At 36.5% G+C, this 21,872-nt stretch carries 21 protein-coding genes; 11 read left to right on the top strand and 10 right to left on the bottom strand.

Going from position 1 to position 21,872, the window contains the following annotated elements; genetic code table 11:
* The first annotated feature begins 198 nt into the window (after positions 1 to 198).
* Entirely contained in the window at positions 199 to 1,680 is a 1,482-nt protein-coding gene (locus CY0110_RS06140; RefSeq protein ID WP_008274465.1) for an aminotransferase class I/II-fold pyridoxal phosphate-dependent enzyme, read from the top strand.
* Here the strand turns inward: CY0110_RS06140 and CY0110_RS06135 are convergent.
* The 3 genes from CY0110_RS06135 to folB all read right to left on the bottom strand — a co-directional run bounded on the left by CY0110_RS06135 (position 1,673) and on the right by folB (position 3,251).
* Positions 1,673 to 2,278, bottom strand: coding sequence for a DUF3318 domain-containing protein (locus tag CY0110_RS06135; protein WP_008274464.1), 606 nt, complete (start codon positions 2,276 to 2,278; stop codon positions 1,673 to 1,675). The two genes, CY0110_RS06140 and CY0110_RS06135, sit on opposite strands and share 8 nt — an antisense overlap.
* Positions 2,279 to 2,304: 26 nt before the next feature.
* On the bottom strand, positions 2,305 to 2,499 hold the full coding sequence (locus tag CY0110_RS06130) for a hypothetical protein (protein ID WP_008274463.1): 195 nt from the start codon (positions 2,497 to 2,499) through the stop codon (positions 2,305 to 2,307).
* A gap of 392 nt (positions 2,500 to 2,891) precedes the next feature.
* On the bottom strand, positions 2,892 to 3,251 hold the full coding sequence (gene folB, locus CY0110_RS06125) for a dihydroneopterin aldolase (RefSeq protein WP_008274462.1): 360 nt from the start codon (positions 3,249 to 3,251) through the stop codon (positions 2,892 to 2,894).
* 87 nt (positions 3,252 to 3,338) lie between these two features.
* Between folB and CY0110_RS06120 the strand changes: the two genes are divergently transcribed.
* The gene (locus CY0110_RS06120) at positions 3,339 to 3,929 is read left to right on the top strand and encodes a rhomboid family intramembrane serine protease (protein WP_008274461.1); all 591 of its coding nucleotides are present in this window, start codon (positions 3,339 to 3,341) and stop codon (positions 3,927 to 3,929) included.
* Positions 3,930 to 3,955: 26 nt separating this feature from the next.
* Here CY0110_RS06120 and CY0110_RS06115 read toward each other — a convergent pair whose 3' ends face one another.
* The 3 genes from CY0110_RS06115 to CY0110_RS06105 form a co-directional block, all read right to left on the bottom strand.
* Complete coding sequence (locus CY0110_RS06115; RefSeq protein ID WP_008274460.1) at positions 3,956 to 5,605, bottom strand: DUF3352 domain-containing protein; 1,650 nt, start codon at positions 5,603 to 5,605, stop codon at positions 3,956 to 3,958.
* Positions 5,606 to 5,912: 307 nt separating this feature from the next.
* Entirely contained in the window at positions 5,913 to 6,881 is a 969-nt protein-coding gene (locus tag CY0110_RS06110) for a 3'(2'),5'-bisphosphate nucleotidase (protein WP_008274459.1), read from the bottom strand.
* A gap of 12 nt (positions 6,882 to 6,893) precedes the next feature.
* A complete protein-coding gene (locus tag CY0110_RS06105; RefSeq protein WP_008274458.1) occupies positions 6,894 to 8,249 on the bottom strand; it encodes a UDP-N-acetylmuramoyl-tripeptide--D-alanyl-D-alanine ligase in 1,356 nt (451 codons plus the stop codon).
* Between the two features lie 411 nt (positions 8,250 to 8,660).
* Between CY0110_RS06105 and CY0110_RS06095 the strand changes: the two genes are divergently transcribed.
* The 5 genes from CY0110_RS06095 to CY0110_RS06075 all read left to right on the top strand — a co-directional run bounded on the left by CY0110_RS06095 (position 8,661) and on the right by CY0110_RS06075 (position 14,447).
* Entirely contained in the window at positions 8,661 to 9,950 is a 1,290-nt protein-coding gene (locus CY0110_RS06095) for a hypothetical protein (RefSeq protein ID WP_008274456.1), read from the top strand.
* Positions 9,951 to 9,999: 49 nt separating this feature from the next.
* Positions 10,000 to 11,319 carry a sensor histidine kinase gene (locus CY0110_RS06090; RefSeq protein WP_008274455.1) on the top strand — a complete coding sequence of 440 codons (1,320 nt, stop codon included), beginning with the start codon at positions 10,000 to 10,002 and terminating at the stop codon, positions 11,317 to 11,319.
* A gap of 258 nt (positions 11,320 to 11,577) precedes the next feature.
* Positions 11,578 to 12,486, top strand: a complete 909-nt coding sequence (locus CY0110_RS06085; RefSeq protein ID WP_008274454.1) for a ParB/RepB/Spo0J family partition protein — start codon at positions 11,578 to 11,580, stop codon at positions 12,484 to 12,486.
* A gap of 193 nt (positions 12,487 to 12,679) precedes the next feature.
* Positions 12,680 to 13,048, top strand: coding sequence for a coiled-coil domain-containing protein (locus CY0110_RS06080; protein WP_008274453.1), 369 nt, complete (start codon positions 12,680 to 12,682; stop codon positions 13,046 to 13,048).
* A gap of 1,183 nt (positions 13,049 to 14,231) precedes the next feature.
* Positions 14,232 to 14,447, top strand: a complete 216-nt coding sequence (locus CY0110_RS06075; RefSeq protein WP_008274452.1) for a hypothetical protein — start codon at positions 14,232 to 14,234, stop codon at positions 14,445 to 14,447.
* A gap of 89 nt (positions 14,448 to 14,536) precedes the next feature.
* Here the strand turns inward: CY0110_RS06075 and CY0110_RS06070 are convergent, their stop codons facing one another.
* Positions 14,537 to 15,334, bottom strand: a complete 798-nt coding sequence (locus CY0110_RS06070; RefSeq protein ID WP_008274451.1) for an Rpn family recombination-promoting nuclease/putative transposase — start codon at positions 15,332 to 15,334, stop codon at positions 14,537 to 14,539.
* Between the two features lie 6 nt (positions 15,335 to 15,340).
* Complete coding sequence (gene glmU / locus CY0110_RS06065) at positions 15,341 to 16,705, bottom strand: bifunctional UDP-N-acetylglucosamine diphosphorylase/glucosamine-1-phosphate N-acetyltransferase GlmU (RefSeq protein WP_035798647.1); 1,365 nt, start codon at positions 16,703 to 16,705, stop codon at positions 15,341 to 15,343.
* A gap of 101 nt (positions 16,706 to 16,806) precedes the next feature.
* Here glmU and CY0110_RS06060 point away from each other — a divergent pair, with 101 nt between their 5' ends.
* Complete coding sequence (locus CY0110_RS06060; RefSeq protein WP_008274449.1) at positions 16,807 to 17,133, top strand: cupin domain-containing protein; 327 nt, start codon at positions 16,807 to 16,809, stop codon at positions 17,131 to 17,133.
* On the opposite strand, the gene CY0110_RS06055 is transcribed toward CY0110_RS06060, so the two are convergent.
* Both CY0110_RS06055 and CY0110_RS06050 read right to left on the bottom strand, forming a co-directional pair.
* Positions 17,130 to 17,903, bottom strand: a complete 774-nt coding sequence (locus tag CY0110_RS06055; RefSeq protein ID WP_008274448.1) for a DUF1350 family protein — start codon at positions 17,901 to 17,903, stop codon at positions 17,130 to 17,132. The genes CY0110_RS06060 and CY0110_RS06055 overlap by 4 nt on opposite strands.
* Before the next feature lie 18 nt (positions 17,904 to 17,921).
* Positions 17,922 to 19,850 (bottom strand): hypothetical protein, encoded by a 1,929-nt coding sequence (locus tag CY0110_RS06050; RefSeq protein WP_008274447.1) that lies wholly within the window; start codon positions 19,848 to 19,850, stop codon positions 17,922 to 17,924.
* A gap of 196 nt (positions 19,851 to 20,046) precedes the next feature.
* On the opposite strand from CY0110_RS06050, the gene CY0110_RS06045 reads away from it, so the two are divergent.
* The 3 genes from CY0110_RS06045 to accD all read left to right on the top strand — a co-directional run bounded on the left by CY0110_RS06045 (position 20,047) and on the right by accD (position 21,679).
* A complete protein-coding gene (locus CY0110_RS06045; protein WP_008274446.1) occupies positions 20,047 to 20,265 on the top strand; it encodes a hypothetical protein in 219 nt (72 codons plus the stop codon).
* 206 nt (positions 20,266 to 20,471) lie between these two features.
* The gene (locus CY0110_RS06040; protein WP_035798644.1) at positions 20,472 to 20,699 is read left to right on the top strand and encodes a hypothetical protein; all 228 of its coding nucleotides are present in this window, start codon (positions 20,472 to 20,474) and stop codon (positions 20,697 to 20,699) included.
* Between the two features lie 32 nt (positions 20,700 to 20,731).
* A complete protein-coding gene (gene accD / locus CY0110_RS06035; RefSeq protein WP_008274444.1) occupies positions 20,732 to 21,679 on the top strand; it encodes an acetyl-CoA carboxylase, carboxyltransferase subunit beta in 948 nt (315 codons plus the stop codon).
* Positions 21,680 to 21,872 lie beyond the last annotated feature (193 nt).

Raw genomic sequence — 21,872 nt, 5'->3', positions numbered from 1 at the left:
AAAATTTTATGATATTTTTATCCCAGTATGAGTAAAAGGATCTCTTAAATATACTCCATGACTAATAGGCAATGGTTTGCACTACAATCAAAGAGGATTCAAGTCTCCCACTTGATTAGTATTGCAGGTTTGAGTTAGGAATAAACTTCCTATTTTAATCAACCAACCGTTACCCATTGCCTTTATTAATCGTAGTCAATGACAATATCATCAGACTCTTTTTTTTATCGCCAACAGACAACGCCACTTATCGATGCTTTAATCACCTTAAAAAACAAGCCCGATGCTGCTTTTTATGTTCCTGGCCATAAACGAGGCCAAGGAGTAAGCGATCGCTTACTGTCTTTGTTAGGAAAGACGGTGTTTCAAGCTGACTTACCAGAATTGCCAGAATTGGGGAATTTGTTTGCCCCTGATGAGGCTATTAAACAAGCTCAACTCTTAGCATCGGAAGCATTTGGGGCTGATCGCAGTTGGTTTCTGGTAAATGGGTCAACTTGTGGGGTTATTGCTGCGATTGTGGCAACTTGTAGACCTGGAGACAAGATTATTGTACCCCGTAACGCCCATCAATCTGTCATTATGGGTTTAATTATTTCTGGAGCGGTTCCCATTTTTCTTAATCCTGAATATGATGCTAGCTGGGATCTTCCCCTGAGCATCACCCCATCCGCTTTAGAAGCAGCTTTAAGGGAAAATTCTAACGTTAAAGCTGTTTTCTTGGTTTATCCTACCTATCACGGCGTTTGTGGAGACATTCAAACCTTCGCAGCTATTACCCATCGTTATAACATTCCGTTACTGGTGGATGAAGCACATGGGGCGCATTTTAGGTTTCATCAGGCTTTACCCCCTTCAGCTTTGTCTATGGGAGCGGATTTAAGCGTACAATCAACTCATAAGGTACTATCGGCGATGACTCAAGCGTCCATGTTGCACATACAGGGCGATCGCATTAATACCCAAAGTATTAGTCAAGCTTTACAATTAGTGGAGTCCACCAGTCCCAGTTATTTATTATTAGCGTCTTTGGATGGAGCGAGACAACAAATCGCGTTACACGGAGAAAGATTATTAACTCAAACCATCGAATTATCAAAATTAGCTGTTGAAAAGATCAATAAAATTGACAATTTATCCGTTTTAGAATTAACAGAAAAGCGTCCAGGATTTCATGATTTAGATATTACTCGCTTAACGGTTAATGTTACTGGTTTGGGGATAACTGGTTTAGAAGTTGATGATATTTTTCGAGAAAAATTAGAGGTTACTGCTGAGTTACCAATGTTATCCCATTTAGCTTTTATTATTTCTATTGGTAATACTAAAGAAGATATTAACAAGTTAATTGATGCTTTTAAAACCCTGAATAATTATTTTTGTTCATCTTCTAATTGGTTATTTTCTTCATCGCCTCATCTCCTTAACCCATCTCCTTTAAAATTATCTCCTAGAGATGCTTTTTTTGCTCCTAAACAAACCGTCAAAATTGAGCAAAGTATTGGGAAAATTAGCGGGGAATTAATTTGTCCTTATCCCCCAGGAATTCCTATTTTAATGCCAGGAGAAATTATTACCAGTGAAGCCATAGCCTATCTAATAAAAATACAAGAGTTAGGAGGTATGATTTCTGGTTGTACTGATAGCAAATTAAAAAGTATGAACGTAGTTATTAATTAATTTTTTCAGGTACATCAATATTAGAAAGATTAGCTAAAGATTTAAGATGTTGAGTGCGAATCAATTCAGTAAAACCTAAAATAGAACGACCTTCTAATTGTGCAGCATTTTCTATCGCTTCGAGAAGATTTTGGGCAGCTTCTACCTCAGAATAACCTCTTCTCAAAGCAACTTTGATAGCAGCTTCATCGGTATCCAATTCTCGTTGAACACTTTGATTATCTCGCCAAATTTGTCTGGCTGAAATTGCTGTTAAACCACCAGCAATTAATATTCCTATGGCATCACCTTGACCAGTTTCAACTATTAATCCGATGGTTCCAGCTAAGACAATTAATTGATTAACATCAGGCTTAAACCAACGAATATTAATTAAACGATTGGTAGACCTTAATATTAATAAATCTCGTTGTCCTCTTGGTAGCCGTCGCCATAAATCAAAGTTAATATAAATAGGACGGCTTTCTCGATTCCAAGGGGACGCAAAGGGTGCGTCAATAACTTTCGACTGTTGAGGTTTGCTAACAATCTTGGTTAACATTCTCCCAGAAGCGGGCATAATATCTAATAGACGACTAATCTCAGCATCAATACTCATAAAAAATAGCCTAAACGCTTACTCTATTATTGAGTATAATGGGTTTGGGAGGTACCGTCTTTTTGAAAACAATTTTCTAAAAGTTGGATTTTGTATAAATACCAAAAACGTTTTGTTTCCCAAATCATCGGTTTTTGGGCATCAAATAAAGGTTGATTAAGATAAGTCCAAATAGCAATTCCGATATGTTTAAAACGCCATAAATTTATTTGTGATTTCATTGTTTTAAAATCCCTAAGTAATTTTTAAAGCAAAACCATTAAGTGCTGTTTAAGAATTATTAGTTATCATCGTTAGATAACCTTTCTACTATTAATGTGACAGATTAGCTATCGATTATGCTTGGTGACAAACACGGAATATTTTGCTAAAATTTACTGATAGTCCGTATTTTCTGGGATTGGTAAGAAAAACGACTTTTAAAAATAGCTAAAATCCTTAGTTTTACTCCATCGTAGCTCTTAACAGTTCCTAAACTTGTTACCGTTACGTTTTATCAAATATCGATCTTAACAATATTTTTAATTAGTAAATACACTCATTTCTCCCAACATTAATCTAATCAATACCATTGATTAATCTTTTTTAACACTAAAAAATCAGTAAGATGTAACTAATAATTTGTACGAGTAATATCAATAGTAATTTGACCGCCAAAATCGGGAATAGGCGGTGCTAATTTAGTTAATCTTATCCTAACTTGATTAATTTTAGGTAAAGTTAAAATCTCTTGGGCAATCATTTCTGTTAGCTTTTCAATAAGAGCCACTTTTGTTGTTTGAATATAATCTTTAACAATAGCGATCGCTTGTCGATAGTCTGAGGTATCCTCAAGATTATCACTGATACCAGCATTTTTTAATTCTACCCCTAAGATTAAGTCTACTTCAAACCATTGTCCTAAGACTTGTTCTTCAGGTAAATAACCTGTATAACCGTAACAACGAATGCCAGTCACTTCAATAAAGTCCATTTCAGTTATTGTTTGAATCGAAATGTTTAGACAAAATATAGGTTCAATCGTTATGATTGTGAATAGGATAATTCTACTATAAATCTTATGAGTCACTCACCGAATAATAATCTTTCCCGTGAAGTCAAAACCCAGATTACTATTTTAGGAAGTTTTGTCAGTATTTTCTGGATAACTGAACTGATTGACGTTTTCTTTTTAAAAGGTAGACTAAATCAATATGGAATTCAACCCCATAGTTTAATTGGTTTACGAGGAATTCTTTTTGCTCCTTTTTTGCATGGAGATTTACCCCATTTAATCAGTAATACTATCCCTTTTCTGGTGTTAGGATGGTTAGTTATGTTACAAGAAACTAGCGATTTCTGGATTGTTACTATTTTAACGATGATAGTAGGTGGTTTAGGGGTATGGTTATTTGCTGCACCAAGTTCTATCCATATTGGTGCCAGTATTTTAATTTTTGGTTACTTAGGATTCTTATTATTACGGGGTTATTTTCAGCGTAATTTTATCTCTGTTTTTCTGTCTGTTTTAGTTGCTTTTCTTTATGGGGGATTAGTCTTAGGAGTGTTACCCACAGCACAAGGAATTTCTTGGCAAGGTCACTTATTTGGCTTTTTAGGTGGGATTTTAGCAGCTAAATTAATCGCTAGTGAAAAACGATATTATCGTTAGTCAAAACAGCAAAAAAGAAACTTAGTTTATTCTTGGGATGGAATGGACAAAACTGCATCAATTTGACTGGTAGAATTATCAGGAAAACTAATAGTCATTCCTAGACCTTTCATAGACGCTAAAATAGGTTTACTTTCTGGAGGTATTGTCTCACCAGGAAATTGATTCAATTGTTCGTAAATTTGGGAAAAATCAACGTAAAAATAACCTAAGTTCTTAGAAGGTAAAAGAGATTTTATTTCTTGAAAATTGGGATTTTTTAGTAAAGTTTCTTGTTGTTTGGAACCTTGTATTATTTCAAAAGAGGTTCCCAATGTTACCATTACATTCTGGTTATCTAACCATCCATAAGATAAGATAACCCCTTGTAAGGGAAACATCCATTCAACTACATCAATTCCATCCGTGCTTGTTTCTTGTATCTGCAAATTATAATTACTTCTAGCGAATTGAGTTAACTTATTCAGAGCATTACTTGCTGTTGAGCGATCGCTCGTTTCTAACAGTACCATTCCTCCCACTCCTAAATTCGCAATTCCTCCTCTTTCTAATTCAATAATTCCTAATCCAAATTCCCCATCCATCCAGTTGAAAATTTCTTGATCTGCATCTAAATTAATCTCACGAAATCCGTTACGAATTTCTCTAACAAAACTATTAACTTCTTCGTCTTCTTGAGCAGTTTCTACTAATTGATTCCACCCTTGATCGATTCCTTGACCATTAGCTAATAGAAATGTTTTTCCGGGAAACTCTGATAAAATTTTATTAGGTACTATATTAGGAATTGTATCAACTTTATTCGGATTAAGATTAGCGATCGCTTGTAAGTGTAACCCCTGTTTTTCTGCACCTATTCCAATTAAAATCGATTCAACTTCATCTAACTGTTTTAAGCTCGTTTCTGGAATAGGTTGATCGGTATTTTCTAAAAATTGTTTTATCGTTATCTCATAATCAGGGATATAAATACTCACAACGGGATTTTTAATAGATAGAGATTGTTTTAATAATTCTTTTACTTCGGGTTTATCAGCATAAGAAGAAGCACCTTGAAAACTATCAATTGCCGTTTCAACTATATAATCTTGCTCAGCGATAACTAAACGATTATCTAAAAGAGCAAAGCTATAATTTTGACCAGCAGAATCTTGTATATTTTGAATTTTAATCTTTTGATATTCTTTCGTTTCTATCGTTAAGTTTTCTTTTCCTTTTAATTTATCAAAGAATTGCTTTGCTTTTATTTTATTCTTAACTCCAATAACAATTAAATTTTGTACATCTTCAGGAATTGTCGATGTTTCTCTAGGGGTAATAAAAGCGATGCTAACTCCATCTACCCAAGGTTGAATATCCTTTTCAAAAGAAATATTTTTCTTAGCAAGGGTTTTGTCATTCCATTGCTCAAGACGGGTTTGCATCTCTTGTTTTGCTTGAGCGTTTCCATACTGAGATAACTGTTGAAATGTATTCTTATTAATAGATAAATAAGCACTGGCAAACGCTGATTCAGGAATTACTTCTGCTGCTACTAAAGGGGTTGTCTTTTGAGTAGGAAAGAATGGTAATTCTCCTTGAAAATAATAATAAGTACCTGCACTCCCTGCTGCTATAATAGCTGTCAATCCAAGAATAGGAAGACAACCTAAACCAGATTTATTATTAGTTGACATAACATTTATCCATAATCATTATCTTTATTATAATCAATCTCTGAGTTACTTTAAAATACCATTCTAAGCTAATTAATCAACTTTAATGAACTATAAATTTCTTATTGAATTTATTTTTTGAAATTATAAATATAATGCAAATTTAAGTAAAATTAATAGATTATTTATTTTTATTTGTTCTTTTTCATTTTCCTCATATTTTCTTTGCTTTTAAAAAACAAGAAAGGTACTTAAATTAAAAATTACTTAATCAAGCTCTTTTGTAATAATTCTTAATTTTAAAAAAGTAAAATTACTACCTTACTGATTATTTTTCTTGTTGAATTGCCGTTAAAACTTGGGAATGAATTACCCCATTAGTAGCTAAAACACCATGATTATTGCTTAATTTTGCCCCTACGGAAAAATCTAAAGGCTTACCGTCTAAATCTGTTACCTTACCACCGGCTTCTTCTACCAAAATAACTCCGGCTGCATGATCCCAAATATTTTCTTTTTTGCCTTTAAATTGAGGTAAAGGAACCCTAGTATAAAGATGAGCATCTCCTCTGGCGATCGCCCCATATTTGGCCAAAGAATCCATCTGTTTCGCTGCGTAAGTTAACCCCAAACGCTGATCGATCGCAGTTTGTACTTTGCGATCGCTATGAACCGATTCGACACTTTCGATCCGATATAATTGTTCAAAATTAGATGAAGAATCAACTTTTATCGGTGTAGCAGTTCCCCCTTCTAAGGGAATTTCTACGGCACCTTGACCGCGAATAGCCAAGAAAATAACTCCTTTATTACCATTTTCTCTTGGAAAAGCAGGACAAGCTAACACCCCTAATTTCACCTCTCCTGCTTCCACTAACGCCAAGGCCACAGCATATTGATCGCCTCGAATAAATCCTTTTGTGCCATCAATGGGGTCTAAAGTCCAGTAACGGGGTGCCACTTTTCCGTTCCCCCAGTTGATCCAATCAATAACATTGTCGGAGGTTGCACTGGGAATACTTTGCTGTACCTGTTCAATAATTTGCTGGCGGACTCCTTCTAACTGGGGTTTTTGTAGAAGTGTTGCATCTTCTTCACCAATAACAGGATCATCAGGAAATTCCTTAATTAACCCTTGACATAAGATAGCTTGCGCCCCAAAATCTGCCACAGTTACGGGACTGGTATCAGCCTTTTTAACCGCTTTTCCCCCTTCAGTTTTTTGGACTCGTTGACAAAGTTTAGCTGCTTCTGCGACTATCCTCAAGGCTAATTCTTTTTCTTGTTGATAACTCATTTTTTAGCCAAATCATTTCTTATCTATTAAATCACGGACTGCTTCGACGACACGATTTAAGCCAACAGAATTAGACGCTTTGAATAAAATGCGATCGCCAGGTTGAATAACTTGGGTTAACCGTTCTATTAAGTGTTCATGGGTAGGAAAACATTCGGTTTCAATGGTTTTAACTCCTTGAGTAATGGCTTGGGCTTCTGGATCATCCACTAATATATAAAGACCGTCAATGCCCAATTTTTCAGCCATTGCGCCCACTTCCTGATGTAACTGGGCTGATGCTTCTCCTAGTTCTTTCATGGTGCCTAGAACAGCTAAATGTCGCTTACCTGGAGTATCTTTAAGCAGTTGTAAAGCTGCTTTCATGGACTCTAAACCAGCGTTATAAGTTTCGTCTAAAAGAACGATATTGTTACTTAAAGAATATTGTTGCGATCGCCCTTTGGGAAGGTCAACGGTTACTCCCTGGGTCAACAGATTCCAGTCTAAGTTTAATTGTTTCGTCACTGCCAAAGCAGCTAAATAATTCAAAGCATTGTGACGACCGGGCAAGGGTAGAGGAAAATCTATCCCTTCGACTCTTAATATTTGATTATCGAGCAATTCTCCTGTAATATCGCCCCCTTCTAATCCATAGGTAATAGTTTTACCCTGCCATATTCTTGCTGCTGTTTCCATGAGCCGTTGATCATCATGATTGAGTATAGCAATACTATCTTTAGGCATTTCGGCCAATAATTCACATTTTGCCTCAGCGATCGCCTCTCGTGACCCCAGTCGTCCAATATGTGCCGTTCCGACGTTTGTAATGATGCCAATGGTAGGACGAGCAATTTGACTTAATAGGGCAATTTCTCCTCTTGCTCGCATGGCCATTTCAATGACAGCGTAATCATGATTGGTTGTTAATGATAATAGGGTTTTCGGTACACCGATTTCGTTATTGTAGTTAGCTTGAGTTTTATGAACCTTTCCGTAAACCCCTAATACTGCAGCGATTAATTCTTTCGTGGTGGTTTTGCCCACAGACCCTGTGATGCCAATGATAGGAATTGTAAGCTTATTCCGCCACCAATTTGCAATTTCTTGATATGCAATTAATGTATCTTTAACAATAATTTGCGTAATTCTCTTACTAGAAATTACAGAGACTTCATGGTCAACAATTACACCAATGGCACCCTTCGCAATTGCATTTTCAATAAACGAGTGACCATCAAATTTTTCTCCTTTTAAAGCAATAAAAATATCATTTTTGTCTATAAAACGAGTATCTGTATTAATTTTGTTTATCAATTGATTTGATAAAGGTTTAGACAAGTATTTTAAATTTTTGGACAAAATATTTGGGATTTCACTTAGAATCATATTGCTTATTAGGATGACTACTGAGAAAAATATAGAAAAATTACTGAATACAAGAAAATCGATTTTAGTGATCAAGATCACATACACAAGGTGTTTTTTTCCGTTACTTTAAGAAATGTCTTTACACAACAAAGAACATTAACTAAAGTATGTTTAGCTGTAAACTTCATCAAAATAGCTTTAGCTGAACAGTCAAGAAAAAAATAAGAAAGATAAAAACTTTCAAAATTTTTTCTAAGATTGTTATTATAGTTAAGCAATAGAATAAAAATCATTGCCAAAAACCAAACAGCTAAAAATGCTTGATCAACTTTTATCATTAAACCAAAAGCGGGCGATAAATTTACCTAAAACCTAAACGGAATTTTACAGCCCCGGGTTGAATTAATCAATTGGAATGGGCTGACGGCCATGAATAACCTATCCCAAACTTACTCAAGACAACAAGGATCTCAAGAAGAGCAACTCTTCTATGACTACTTATTACAGCACATACGCACTGACACACCTGGTCAGTTAGTTGAAGATTTCCGTCGCTTATTTATCGAAGCGCGAGGATTTCGTGATCCCCAACTTTATACAGCGTTAGAACAAATCGCCAAAAGGAAGAATGGTGAATATCAATTTAACTACTTCTTCAACCGTTGTTGCCATATTCTTATCAACCATTGGCAAATGGATGTTCAGTCCCATAGTGCTATTCCTGAGTTAGTTAGTCTATTAGAGAATCTGGCTCCTCCTCGTAGCGGTTATCATGGCACTGCCAATCGGGTTAGATATCTAGTCAAAAATTTCACCCAGTCTGATCAATATCTTAAGCTTCAACGATTAGCACGGGTAATTAGCAATAAACTAACCCCCGATAAATCTAACACAGTGGGTAACTTGATACACCGTTATCCCTATTTATACAATCATTGTCTTTTGGGAGATGAAAGTAGCAAAGAACATCAACAAACCGTTAGAAAAATTAAAAATCAAACGGAAAAACGTTTCGAGGTGAATTTATCTCGTTATGTGACCTATAAAGTGAGATTAGCGCAAATCTCCCGTTCTCCTGAATTAGCGGTTCCGGAAAAAGGCCGCATCATTCGTCCGGTAAAAAATCCTACTCTTCTTAAAGATAAAGAATTAAATCAAGCATTAAAGCATTATGTCGGCACTGTTGATGGGAGTTATACCTATAAGAGTTTATCGCAAAACTTTTTGAGCCATACTGTTCATACCCAAACCTTTGGACGTTACAAAGATGACCTCTATGAGTATATTCTTACCTCTTTAGATCCTAAATATTCCAAAGGACAATTTAATAAAAATCTCTATCAATTACTTCAAAATACCCTACCTGAATGTAATCATCAAAAACCTAGTGAATTCTTGATGCTGAGAACTGCAAGTCAATTAATGAATTTCCTTGTGGTTGAAAATGGAAAGAAACCTGATCACTACGTTTTTGTAGATATGATTTCTAATATGGGAGTCACTCGAACGATGGGTTTACTATTGAAGGTTGTTTTAGTTTCTAGTAAGGTTAAACCCTATTTAGAAAAGCGTTTTTCTATCTTATTTAATCACTACGAATCTTTTACTAAAGAAGGTGTTCCCTGGTTAGTTAAATCCTTAGAAAATTTACAATTAGCCTTTAGCGTTCATTTTGGCAAGGTAGATTTATCTTGTTTAAAACAAGTTAAAATGAGATAAGTTTAAAAAGATTTCATAGTCTTCAGTTGGGTTTCAAGTCTATATTTCTATGTTTCAAGCGACACGCCGTCGTTTAGCTCTGTGGTACACTTCGGTCACAGCTATTCTACTCCTTCTGTTTGCGACAGGAGTCTTTTTTTATGTTCGTAGTACCTTAGTCGAACGAGTTGATGATACCTTAAAGCACGTTGTCGAGGTGGTTAACCGTTCTTTGGTCATTGAGTCGGTTTCTGTGTCTCAGGGGCGTTATCAGGTCAATGTCGAGGCTAGTTTTAGGGATAATGCAGAAGCAGTGGAAGATGATCATATTGATATTGAATGGTTTAACCCTCAAGGGGAGTTAGTTTGGTCAACGTTTAGTGAACCTCCTGTGATCCCTCTTCATCTTAACCGACGAGCAGAGACGGTGCATCTTAATGGGGATCGCATTCTTAGACAAGTAACAGCAAAAATCAATTTAGAGCGTTATATTTTAGGGTATTTAAGGGTTAGTCATCCCTGGTTTGAGGTAACAAAACCCATTCGTCAATTGAGTTTTGATTTGGCTTTAGGAACGTCAATTACGATTATTATTGTTGGTTTTATTGGTTGGTTTTTATCGGGTTTGGCCATTCAACCGATCCGAGATTCTTATCAAAGTTTAAAGCAATTTACGGCGGATGCTTCCCATGAGTTAAGAAACCCCATTGCTACGATTCAAACCAATGTACAAATGGCTTTAACCTATGGAAATACTGATCCACAAGTGCAACAAAGACAGTTAAAAGTAGTCGAAAGATTGACTAAACGTTTGGGAAACTTGGTCAATGATTTATTATTTTTGGCTCGATCTGATAGTGGAGTGTTACAAGCTAGACAGCAAAAAATTCCTTTAGATGCTTTATTAATTGAAGTGATAGAAGAACAAAGAATCTTGGCCCAACAAAAGAATATTTTTTTGTCATTACGTATTGTAGAACCTGATAACAATGATGAGGATAATTTTAGTTTATTGGGAGATTGGGATCAACTCGCTCGTTTATTTACTAATTTAATTAGTAATGGATTAGAACATAGTTTTTCTGAGGAAACTGTTTCAGAAAAGAACAATCAAGTCGCTTCGGTGGAGGTAGAATTACAAAGAATTAAACGCGATCGCTTATATCAGTTACAGGTTAAAGTCAAAGATACCGGAAAAGGGGTTCCTGAGACAGCGTTAAGTCATTTATTTGATCGGTTTTATCAAGTTGATCCTTCTCGTAAAAGTGCAGGGGGTTCGGGGTTAGGATTGGCGATCGCTAAAGCTATTGTAGACAATCATCATGGACACATTAAAGTAGAAAGCGAGTTAGATAAAGGAACGATCTTTACAGTCGTTTTACCGATTTAGGGATTATATACTTGTCGTAGTGAGCAAGATGCTCACATTACTCTGTTTTCAATTTATTTGAAAGGATTATAAAACCCAATCTAGGGTAAGCTTAACGAAGCTGCCAGGCTATTCTGCTAACCCCCTATGATTGGGTTGGAAAATGTATCTTGGGATTTATTTTATCTCCCTACTATCAATATAGCAAAGATTAGGGCAAAGCATTATAGACAATCGTTTAAAATTGAGATGAATGATTAATCTATATGAGTGAATTTTATGGACCAATCTCAGAAGCGAGACTCTTCTAAAAAGATGGATAAACAACCGATTGCACCGATTGGTCAATGGCTTGATATTGAACAAATTCAACTCCCCCAACGGCAACCGCGACGCTCTTTTAATCAAGAAAAATTAGACGAGTTGACAGCATCGATTGAAGAATATGGGATCTTAGAACCTTTAATTGTTCGACCGCTTAATGATCATCTCTATGAGTTGGTAGCCGGGGAACGTCGTTACCGTGCAGCGAAAAATGCTCAAAAAACACAAATTCCTGTCATTGTTAAGGATATTGATGAACAACAAGCGTTTGAGTTGGCTTTGTTGGAGAATATGCAACGGGATGACCTTAATGCTATTGATGAAACAGAAGGAATGTTAGAGTTAATTCGTCAAACTTTGGAAATATCTTCTAATCAAGAAGTTATTCAAGTTCTTAATAAAGCAGCCAATGCTCAAAGACGGAATCAACCTTTGACGGATAACGTTAAACGTCAAATAGAGATGATTGATGATCTGTTTGTGAAAATAGGACGCTTGAATCGAGAGAGTTTTCGCACTAATCGTCTACCGTTGTTAAATTTACCTGATGATGTCTTACAAGTATTGAGACAAGGAGAATTAGATTATACAAAAGCTAAGGCGATCGCTAAACTAGATAATGAAATTGACCGTAGAAATTTGATGGAGTTAGCTATCACTGAGCAGTTAACTTTGAGGCAAATTAAGGAAAAAATGCAAGAGATTTTAGAAGAAACCCAAACAGTAACCAGGGTTAATACTTCTAGGGATTTATATTCAGAGTTTAAAGCAATGACAAAAATTAAATCTGATGCTTGGAAGGATGAAAGTAAAAAAGCTCAACTGGAAACTTTATTGATGCAACTTAGAGATATTTTAGAATAATTTATCTTGGTCTAAAATGGCAGATATTAGGTGAAGATTTTTATCTTGTTGACGGATAACGTTATCCGTCAAGGTGATTATTATAGGATCTGCTTTCTGGTAGGATAAGGTTGAAAGCCAGGATACAATAAAAATAGTCTCTCGGAGAAGACCAAGAGACTAAATCAAACAAATACTATTACCAGTTTAACCCATGAATGAACCTATCACAGTTCCTTATTCCCTACAAGAAATTCTCAAACGTATTGAGGATAAAATAGATACCAATCAAAAAGAGATTAAACAAGAAATTAAGGACGTTCGGCAAGATGTTAAAGATATTAGACAAGAAATTAAAGATGTTAAGCAAGAAATCAAACAAGAAATTCAAGAAATAAATACTAAACTGGAAAAACTTAATACGGTTGAAGTGGAACTAACAGAAGTAAAAACAGAACTTAAAGGAATCAATAAACGCTTAGATTCTCAAGAATTTCTCAATCGTTCTGTTGCCGTTGGTTTTATCTTGGCTTTTGTTTCAGGCTTTATCAAGTTATTTTTTCCCAATTTACTGCCTCATTAATCCATCACCGAATTTAGATGAATATTTTTATTGCTTGTAGGGGTCAATGGCCGTTATTTTAACTAAACATTAACTGTCATTGCGAGGAGGCAAAATCTTTGCTGAACATTAGTGTGAGACTTATTTTCTGTCTCCGAAGCAATCTCTATGTTTCTGCTGGATGTTATTCGGGATTGCTTCGGGGGAATAATGACTAAAAATCAAGCTATAGTATTCCTTCACCCCCTCGCAATGACAATTAGAAAATAACGATTTACCGTTAAGTTGACTCCTACGTTATTCTTCTTTCTCGTTGACGGATAACGTTATCCGTCAAGCTTATACACTTAAATACTGAAATACGTAAATATGATCGTTTGAAGCACCAGAAATAAAAAAATAACACTAACGCTTACATTAACTCATACTTATACTCGAACCTCTACTCATACTTATACTCGAACCTCTACTCATACTCATACTCATACCTCTACTTATACTCATACTCATACCTCTACCTATACTTATACTCATACTCATACCTCTACCTATACTTATACTCGAACCTATACTCATACTCGAACCTCTACAACAAAGAAGTTTTAATTTGATAGTTTGTTCGGGAAAGTCAACGAATTCATTCAAGACTATGATGTTTTATATTTACGTCATTGTGTCTTTCTACCTTTACTCTATGTGGAGAATAATAACCTTCTACACCAACAACTTCTACAAAACTACTAAAGACTTACTACTACTACACCAACAACTTCTACAAAACTAAGGACTTACTACTGCTACACCAACAACTTCTACAAAACTACTAAAGACTTACTACTACTACACCAACAACTTCTACAAAACTAAGGACTTACTACTGCTACACCAACAACTTCTACAAAACTACTAAAGACTTACTACTACTACACCAACAACTTCTACAAAACTACTAAAGACTTACTACTACTACACCAACAACTTCTACAAAACTACTAAGGATTTACTACTGCTACACTAACAACTTATTACTAGAAGGCAAATGACTTACCTCTGCAATATCATTGATTGTCAATTGGTTGATTATCATATAATTTTTGATTTTCGATATTGCAAAAAAACGTTTTTATAAGTTATCCTGATCAATATGGGTGAGTTTCAAGCTGCCAGGCTAAATGCACCCTCTTATTGAATTCAAAAATGTATCATGTTCTTGAAAAAATCTAATAAACACGACAAACCAGACAATAATCAGCATTCTTTAAGCGTGAATATTGCTAAAGTTCTCTCGTTAACGTTAATTGTCTGTGTGGTTGGTTCAATCGTCTTAAGTATCCAAGATAAACCAACCCCTGATCTCGTCACTAATCTTGCTCAAAGTTCGTTTGCAACCTTAACAGGAATGTTAATTACTCGGTTGTAGAAAAAGCGTAGAGTGGGCAAAAAAGGATGATTGATAGCTTAATCAAGATATTTTCTATTATTGCCCACCATCATTATTATTACGACTGATCATTGTTGATTATTTTGTATTTTTTTTACTTGTTTAACGTCTAACTGTAAAGCTTCAGCAATTTGTTCTACAGTTAAGCCTAATGCTAAAAGACGGGGGACAGTTTCTAATGCTTTGTCAAGTTTCCCTTCTTCACGCGCTTCCTGTCGCACATCCTGAAAATATTGGGTTTGCTTTAATTCATCTATGCTAAACATTGCTTCTACCTCCCTACGACTCAAACGGGGTAATTTATACACTAGGATTGTCTCTATTAATTGTAAAAGTTCTTGACGGTTTTGGTCAGGGGTTAATTCTTCTTTGACTCTTTCAATCAATTTTTGGGTGGTATCAATGGTTTGTGCTGTGGGTAAAGTAATTAATTGTACCGTTGCTAAACCGATTGATGTTTGTTCAAAATTTTCTAATTGATCCAAATAAACACGGGTTACTTTGCTTGAATTGAGTAAATCTTGATAACGTTGAATATTATTGGTTTCTACTTGAGGGTTGGGATAAATAATAATCCCTCGCCAATCATTGGTTAACTCTGTTTTACTAAGATAAAGGAAGATTTCAGCAAAGAAACGTCCATAAAATTGTTCATCTTTTTGAAATTGTACCTCACAAAAATAAATGGGACTGTCAGGATCAGCATTTTTAGGAAGGAATACGCCATCAATACGAAACGATAATTGTTTTATCTCCACTGAGTCAAAACGATAGTGATCCGCTTCATCAACAGGATGTCCAATTAATTCAAAGAATATGCTGGGAAAAGATTGAAAAAGACGATAAAAAATAGTATCTGTTTTCATCGCTTATTATTTTTGTTTTTGAGCTATTTTCGCCTTCCAATCTTCAATAATACGTTGTCGTTGTCTAGCAATAACTAAAGCATGATCGGGAACATCGTTTGTTACAACCGATCCAGCGGCCACTGTTACCTCTTCACCCAACGTCACCGGTGCAACAAATACACTATTTGCTCCCGTTTTAGTGCGATCGCCAATAATCGTCTGATGTTTCTGATAACCATCATAATTAGCAGTAATGGTTCCTGCACCGACATTCACCTGTTGGCCAAGTTGAGCATCTCCAAGATAGGATAAATGAGCAACATTGCTCTTATTTCCCACCTGAGTCTTTTTAATCTCTACAAAATTACCAATACGACAAGATGCTTCAATTTTCGCCTCTCCCCGTAGATGAGTGTAAGGACCAACCCGACAGTTATCAGCAACTTCTGAGTCAGTAATTACTGAATACAGTACCGTTACTTGTTCACCGATGGTACTATTTTCGATGAGACTACCCGGACCGATACGACTTTTTGCACCAATAAGGGTTTTCCCTCGTAAATGGGTTTGAGGTTCGAGAATAACATCAGGTTCTAAGATAACAGTATCATCGATAGTAATGCTGTCAGGATCGATCATCGTCACTCCTGCATTCATCCAACGCTTTTTGATGCGATCTTGTAAAATATCATTAGCTTCCGACAGTTGATAGCGATCATTTATCCCATTAATCTCATAATAATCTTCCACATCAACGGCCATAACAGGGTTCAGATAATCAACAACCTCGGTTAAATAATATTCTTGTTGATCATTATTAGTAGAAAGTTTAGGTAAAACTTGCGCTAACTTTGGCCAGTTAAAACAATAAATTCCCCCGTTAACCCGATGGTTTTTCTTTTGTGCAGCATTACAGTCGCGATCTTCTACAATTTGACTAACATGGTTGTTCCCATCACAGAAAACTCGTCCGTACCCTTTAGGGTTGGGTAAATTAGCGGTTAATAGAGTGGCTGCGTTATTATTTGTTTGATGAATCTGCAATAATTTTTCTAACGTTTCAGGGCGTAATAAGGGCGCATCGCCGTTTAAAACGAGTAAATCTCCATCAAAACCTTGTAAATGCGGTAATAATTGCTGTATTGCATGGCCTGTCCCTAATTGTTCCTTTTGTTCTACGAATTCTAGGGATGAGGGATTTTCAAAAGACTGTTTGACTTGTTCCCCTTCATAGCCAATGATAATCAATTTTCGAGATGGGGCAATAAGATCACAACTATCAAGTACCCTTTGTACTAGCGATCGCCCCCCTAAAGTGTGTAATACTTTAGGTAAATCAGATTTCATCCGTGTTCCTTTTCCTGCTGCAAGAATTGCTACGGCTACCATGTTTCTATCCATCAACAGTCTCGAAAGGAGTATATCGTGTCCTGTGTTTTTTGGATAGGGGTTTGAGAATTAATAATTAATAATTGGCAGATTTGTGAGTTATGGACAATATTTTTCAGTTAAGTAATAATTTGGGAAATCGAGAAATTTTTGAGACGATTATCAATAGTAAAAATGTCAAAATTGAGCGCATTATTTCTACAGGACAAACGACTCCTGAAGGAACTTGGTATGATCAAGACCAAGATGAGTGGGTGATTTTACTACAAGGAAAAGCAACTTTATTATATTCAGATAATTCTTCAATTGATCTCAAAGCGGGAGATTATTTATTGATTAATGCTCATCAAAAACATCGGGTGACATTTACCAGTATTAATCCTCTTTGTATTTGGTTAGCGATTCATGGCAATTTCACCGATCATTAAATAAGTTTGCCAGGGTTTAACCATCGTAAAATTTCATATTTAAGGCGATACAAATCACGTGAAAGCGTTTGCTTTACCCATTGTCCTACAGCATCAAAAGGAGTAAAAATCTCGCCCATTTGCCACTTAATTTCTTGAGATAATGGCGTTAAATGATTACCTGATAAATTTTGTAAGGCGATTAAATTAGGATATTTATCGTCTAAAATAGGACTTAAAACCAGTGTTTCATCAATGTTATCGTTAGTAAATTTTACTAACAAATTGCGTCTAATTTGATAATCTTTTGCGATAATAATTTTAGTTTCATCAGGAGAAGGAGTAAACTCTAAACTTAAGTATTTTTCGACATCAATTTGTTCTAAAAAAGGGATTGCTTTCTTAACAGGATAATTATTAAAAGAAATGAGGATATTACCCGCTCTTTCAACCGAAAAAAGGCTACCAATTAGTAAATGGAGTTTACACCCCATACTATGACCAATGCCATAAATAGGTAAATAACCTTGTCCCAGAGATGTATTCGTTTGTAAGCGGTCTAAAATGTTCTCGAAACGGTTAAGAACACTGCGAGCGATCGCTAAATGATCAAAGGTATTCACAAAAGGAGTCGCGATGATAGCATAGCCTTCCTTAGCCAGTTCTTCGAGTAGCCAACGATAAGTAACATTAGGTGCAGTTCCCACAAAAGCACCCCCTAAAAAATGAATAATCGCGATGGGGTATCGAGGAACTAAAACGGAACTTCCTGAGATTTCTTGCCATTCCATAATCTAATCAACTTAATTTTATCTTCTTTCAGGTTCACTCTCAGAAGTTTCAGTGTCAAGAATGGGTACAAATTCGTTTTGTGGAGCCAATGAAGGAGGAATTTCTGGTTTTGGTGGTTGTATTAGCTTATTCCAAACCGTGATTTGTGCTTGAGCCGAACTATAAGCAGCACTGTCCCCAGGAACCATTTTAGCTAATTTTACGGCTTCTGGTAATAAAGAACGATTAGCTAATTTTTGAGCCATAGAGAGCAACTGAAAACTCCAGCGATCAAGGGCTTGTTTTGCTTGAGATCCTACATCCGTTGAAGAAGGAATTTTACGAACTACAGCGATCGCTGAAATTAAAGCTTGAGGGGTTTGGGGTTGGGCAATTAAATATGCTTCTTGTAAATTTCGATCAGCCCGAATTTCCCGTTGCCATTGGTTAATATTACTTTGAGCTTCTGAATAGAGAACTCGGCCTGAACCAATTTGCTGAGCGGTATTAATGGCTGCTTGATAGTCGTTCCCGGCTGCTAAGGCCATGGCCTGATTCAAAATGGGTTGATCTTCTTGACGTTGGATACTCCCACGCCATTGATTAATTTCTTGTTGAGCTTCATTGGATAAAGCTCGGCCAGACCCGATCCTTTGAGCTTGAGCGATCGCTTCTCTTAAATCAGAAATATTACCACTAGCTGCTACACTGCGGGCATTATCCAAAATCGGTTGATCTTCGCGCAGTTGAATGGTGTTAGTCCATTGACTAATTTCTTCTCTAGCTTCTTGATAACGGGGGTTACTAGAGGGAACCTGTTCAGCAGCAGCGATCGCCGCATTCAAATCATCTACACTACCCCCTGTCGCTAGATCACGGGCTTCTTGTAGATGAATGACATCTTGTTTTTCTAACTCAAAACGACTAATTAAATCTTGAGCTTCTTGATAAAGAGGGCGATTTTCGTCAATTTCTTCTAGGGCTAAAATCGCAATTTCTATGTTTTCGACGGTTCCGGTTTGAGCATCTAAGCCGGCACTGGCCATGGTTCTCCAGTCTGCAATTTCTTCAGATAAGGCTAAACTATCTGGAAGTTGATTAACTACATCAGACAGGGCTGACCAACGACGCTCATCAATGAGATCATCAACATAGTCAAGAATTTTTTCTTTAGCATCAGCGATGAGGTTTTGAGCTTCTCGATAAGCGTAACTTTCGGGAGAAATTTTTTCAGCATCGGCGATCGCTGTTAACCAGTTATCGATCCCTCCGCGACGTAACACAGCATAAGCCTTATCCAAGCGACTGCTTTCTTCTTGGGCTAATTGAATTTTCTGGACAGTATCATCGTATCGGGTGGTTGCCCAGTATTTATTGGGAACACTCAAGAGTTTGACTGCTTCTCTAAACGCCAGATTCCAGTTAGACTCCCGTAACTCTTCTTCAACTTGGGCAAAAATTTCTTCTCCTTCTCGCCAAATACTGCGCCACTTTTCGATCCGTTCTTCCACCACTTCGTACACTTGAACGTTATCAGGGACGCGACGGGCTGTTTTAATCGCTGCTTCTAATTTACCCTGTTGGAATTCTTTTTCGGCAATATCGAGAATAGCCACCGCCCATTCTTCGACGTTACGGTTAATCTCGTGCCGTAGGGGATGATCATCGGGTAGAGCTTCAACTAATTTAATAGCCCGTAGGAAACTATCGACGGTTCCTTGTTCTGCTTCGATTTGGGCGCAATAGATACGCATTGAGGCTGAGGCAACCGGCCAAAAAATACGCACACATTGAGGGGATTTTGGCAACCTTAACAACATGGACGTTGCGGTAAAACCGATGGTTCCAGAGACGATAATCAATACAATTGCCCATAATTGCCAAGGTATCTGACCAGTTCGCAGGGCAATGCGCTCTAATAAAGCTTGGTGATTCGCGGTAGTCCCTTGATTTGTCGATTGTTCCATAATGATAGAGACTTTAATAAGTCCCGATTCCTCCTCCTCAACCCATTCTATTATGCCTTGCTTAAGGGATTATGCCTAATCTTTACTTGAAGATATTTAGGCACAACTGGGTTTAATGATAATGTAACGCAAAGTTTTAGGTTTGTGATCGGTGATGATAAAATATAAGTAATGTCAGCCGTGGAGAAATTCAATTATGAATAGTGACGAAAAAGCACGGGAATTGATGGCTCAACAACATCTCAAGAATGAACAACGCCATCAAACAATGGTTAATCGGGCTGCGGAAGTAGAGCAAACTCATCATGAAGAAAATATTGATGAAAAAGCTAGGGAGTCCTTAGCCCAAGAACGTAAACACGAAGAAACTAAAAAAGAATCAATGTTAGAACGCTCTATTGAAGAGATTAGTTAAAAATTGCTCTGTTTTGTTTTCTTGATTCCTGCATGGGGTTACCCGTATCAGTCTAAAGTATGTTGAATGATTACTGGATCTTGGCAATTTAATATGTTGGATGGATTGTTTTTTCTGTCAGCCTTAAGATAAAAAGGTAAAAAAGAAACAGGGAAGTTTTGCCCTGAGTTGTCAAGTCAAATAGTGTAATTTTTTAATCGTTGATTATGGCTGATAAGATAAATACCATATCCTGGATTACTATTAAAACAACAAAAGCGCGGTGGGAAGCTGAATTAATGCAGCAACTCTTAGCTGCCCATGATATTCCTAGTCGTGTCCTTGATATTGGCCTGGGAATTTATTGTGGTCAAGGGTCTCAAGCAGCTTTACAGGTGTGTTCCCCAGACCAATGGACAGCCCTTTTATTATTAAGTCCTCCCGAAGACGAGTAAAATAGAATAATTATTAAATTTATATTCTATCTATGTCTATATTTGATTGGTTTGCCAAACAAGAAAAGTCAGAACCCCCCATTCAACAACAACAGAAAGAACGGGAAATTGCTGACGGGTTATGGACTAAGTGCGAAGCTTGTACAGCGTTAACCTATACGAAGGACTTACAAGCTAATCAACTGGTTTGTACCGAATGTGGCCATCATTTTCGGGTGGAAAGTTCCGAAAGGATTGCCCAATTAATGGACAAAAATACCTGGAAACCCCTCAACGACCATCTTACCCCTACTGATCCTCTAAAATTCTGCGATCGCAAACCTTACAGCGATCGTATCAAAGACACTCAAGACAAAACTGGGTTAGTTGATGCAGTACAAACAGGAACTGGATTAATTGATGGTCTTCCTTTAGCCCTAGGTGTGATGGATTTCCGCTTTATGGGGGGTAGTATGGGATCTGTTGTTGGTGAAAAACTCTGTCGTCTCATTGAACACGCTACACAAGAACGCTTTCCAGTGGTCATCGTCTGTGCTTCTGGCGGAGCGCGGATGCAAGAGGGAATGTTAAGCTTAATGCAGATGGCTAAAATTTCTGGGGCTTTAGAACATCATCGCAAAGCCAAATTACTCTATATTCCTGTTTTAACTCATCCCACCACTGGGGGAGTCACTGCTAGTTTTGCTATGTTAGGAGATTTAATTATTGCTGAACCTAAGGCTACCATTGGTTTTGCTGGACGACGAGTCATTGAACAAACCTTAAGAGAAAAATTACCCGATGGCTTTCAAACCTCAGAATATTTATTAAAACATGGCTTTGTTGATGCCATTGTTTCCCGTACTCAACTGAAAAAAACCCTTGCTCAATTAATCAGTATTCATCAGCCGTTTTTTCCTGTATTACCGCCTCTAAATGTCCGTGAAAAGCATCATCATCAAGAAGAGGTTATGTTAAAAATGGATGGAAAAGAAGAATAAATATTCCCATTTAACTAACCTTATCTAGTCGTAAGGGTCAACAATCGTTGACCTCGATAATTAATTTTCTACTATTCCTGAATCTTATCGATAAGTAAAGGTTTGTCATATTATTATAAATTATCCAAAGATAGTTAACAGTTATTGCTTTATAGTTTTTCTATCTCCTAATATAAAAATATCGCATCATTAG

Origin of the sequence: Crocosphaera chwakensis CCY0110, from assembly GCF_000169335.1 — a bacterium.
GTDB classification, from domain to species: domain Bacteria; phylum Cyanobacteriota; class Cyanobacteriia; order Cyanobacteriales; family Microcystaceae; genus Crocosphaera; species Crocosphaera chwakensis.
This window is presented reverse-complemented; position numbering and strand designations above follow the sequence as displayed.

Bases quoted from the DNA above. Each gene is read 5' to 3' on its own strand.
- CY0110_RS06045 (WP_008274446.1), top strand. From the start codon at position 20,047: ATGAATAGTGACGAAAAAGCACGGGAATTGATGGCTCAACAACATCTC.
- CY0110_RS06080 (WP_008274453.1), top strand. From the start codon at position 12,680: ATGAATGAACCTATCACAGTTCCTTATTCCCTACAAGAAATTCTCAAA.
- CY0110_RS06140 (WP_008274465.1), top strand. From the start codon at position 199: ATGACAATATCATCAGACTCTTTTTTTTATCGCCAACAGACAACGCCA.
- CY0110_RS06095 (WP_008274456.1), top strand. From the start codon at position 8,661: ATGAATAACCTATCCCAAACTTACTCAAGACAACAAGGATCTCAAGAA.
- CY0110_RS06085 (WP_008274454.1), top strand. From the start codon at position 11,578: ATGGACCAATCTCAGAAGCGAGACTCTTCTAAAAAGATGGATAAACAA.
- CY0110_RS06040 (WP_035798644.1), top strand. From the start codon at position 20,472: ATGGCTGATAAGATAAATACCATATCCTGGATTACTATTAAAACAACA.
- CY0110_RS06115 (WP_008274460.1), bottom strand. From the start codon at position 5,605: ATGTCAACTAATAATAAATCTGGTTTAGGTTGTCTTCCTATTCTTGGA.
- CY0110_RS06050 (WP_008274447.1), bottom strand. From the start codon at position 19,850: ATGGAACAATCGACAAATCAAGGGACTACCGCGAATCACCAAGCTTTA.
- CY0110_RS06110 (WP_008274459.1), bottom strand. From the start codon at position 6,881: ATGAGTTATCAACAAGAAAAAGAATTAGCCTTGAGGATAGTCGCAGAA.
- CY0110_RS06105 (WP_008274458.1), bottom strand. From the start codon at position 8,249: ATGATTCTAAGTGAAATCCCAAATATTTTGTCCAAAAATTTAAAATAC.
- CY0110_RS06070 (WP_008274451.1), bottom strand. From the start codon at position 15,334: ATGAAAACAGATACTATTTTTTATCGTCTTTTTCAATCTTTTCCCAGC.
- CY0110_RS06055 (WP_008274448.1), bottom strand. From the start codon at position 17,903: ATGGAATGGCAAGAAATCTCAGGAAGTTCCGTTTTAGTTCCTCGATAC.
- CY0110_RS06060 (WP_008274449.1), top strand. From the start codon at position 16,807: ATGGACAATATTTTTCAGTTAAGTAATAATTTGGGAAATCGAGAAATT.
- CY0110_RS06130 (WP_008274463.1), bottom strand. From the start codon at position 2,499: ATGAAATCACAAATAAATTTATGGCGTTTTAAACATATCGGAATTGCT.
- CY0110_RS06090 (WP_008274455.1), top strand. From the start codon at position 10,000: ATGTTTCAAGCGACACGCCGTCGTTTAGCTCTGTGGTACACTTCGGTC.
- CY0110_RS06135 (WP_008274464.1), bottom strand. From the start codon at position 2,278: ATGAGTATTGATGCTGAGATTAGTCGTCTATTAGATATTATGCCCGCT.
- glmU (WP_035798647.1), bottom strand. From the start codon at position 16,705: ATGGTAGCCGTAGCAATTCTTGCAGCAGGAAAAGGAACACGGATGAAA.
- CY0110_RS06075 (WP_008274452.1), top strand. From the start codon at position 14,232: ATGTTCTTGAAAAAATCTAATAAACACGACAAACCAGACAATAATCAG.
- CY0110_RS06120 (WP_008274461.1), top strand. From the start codon at position 3,339: ATGAGTCACTCACCGAATAATAATCTTTCCCGTGAAGTCAAAACCCAG.
- folB (WP_008274462.1), bottom strand. From the start codon at position 3,251: ATGGACTTTATTGAAGTGACTGGCATTCGTTGTTACGGTTATACAGGT.
- accD (WP_008274444.1), top strand. From the start codon at position 20,732: ATGTCTATATTTGATTGGTTTGCCAAACAAGAAAAGTCAGAACCCCCC.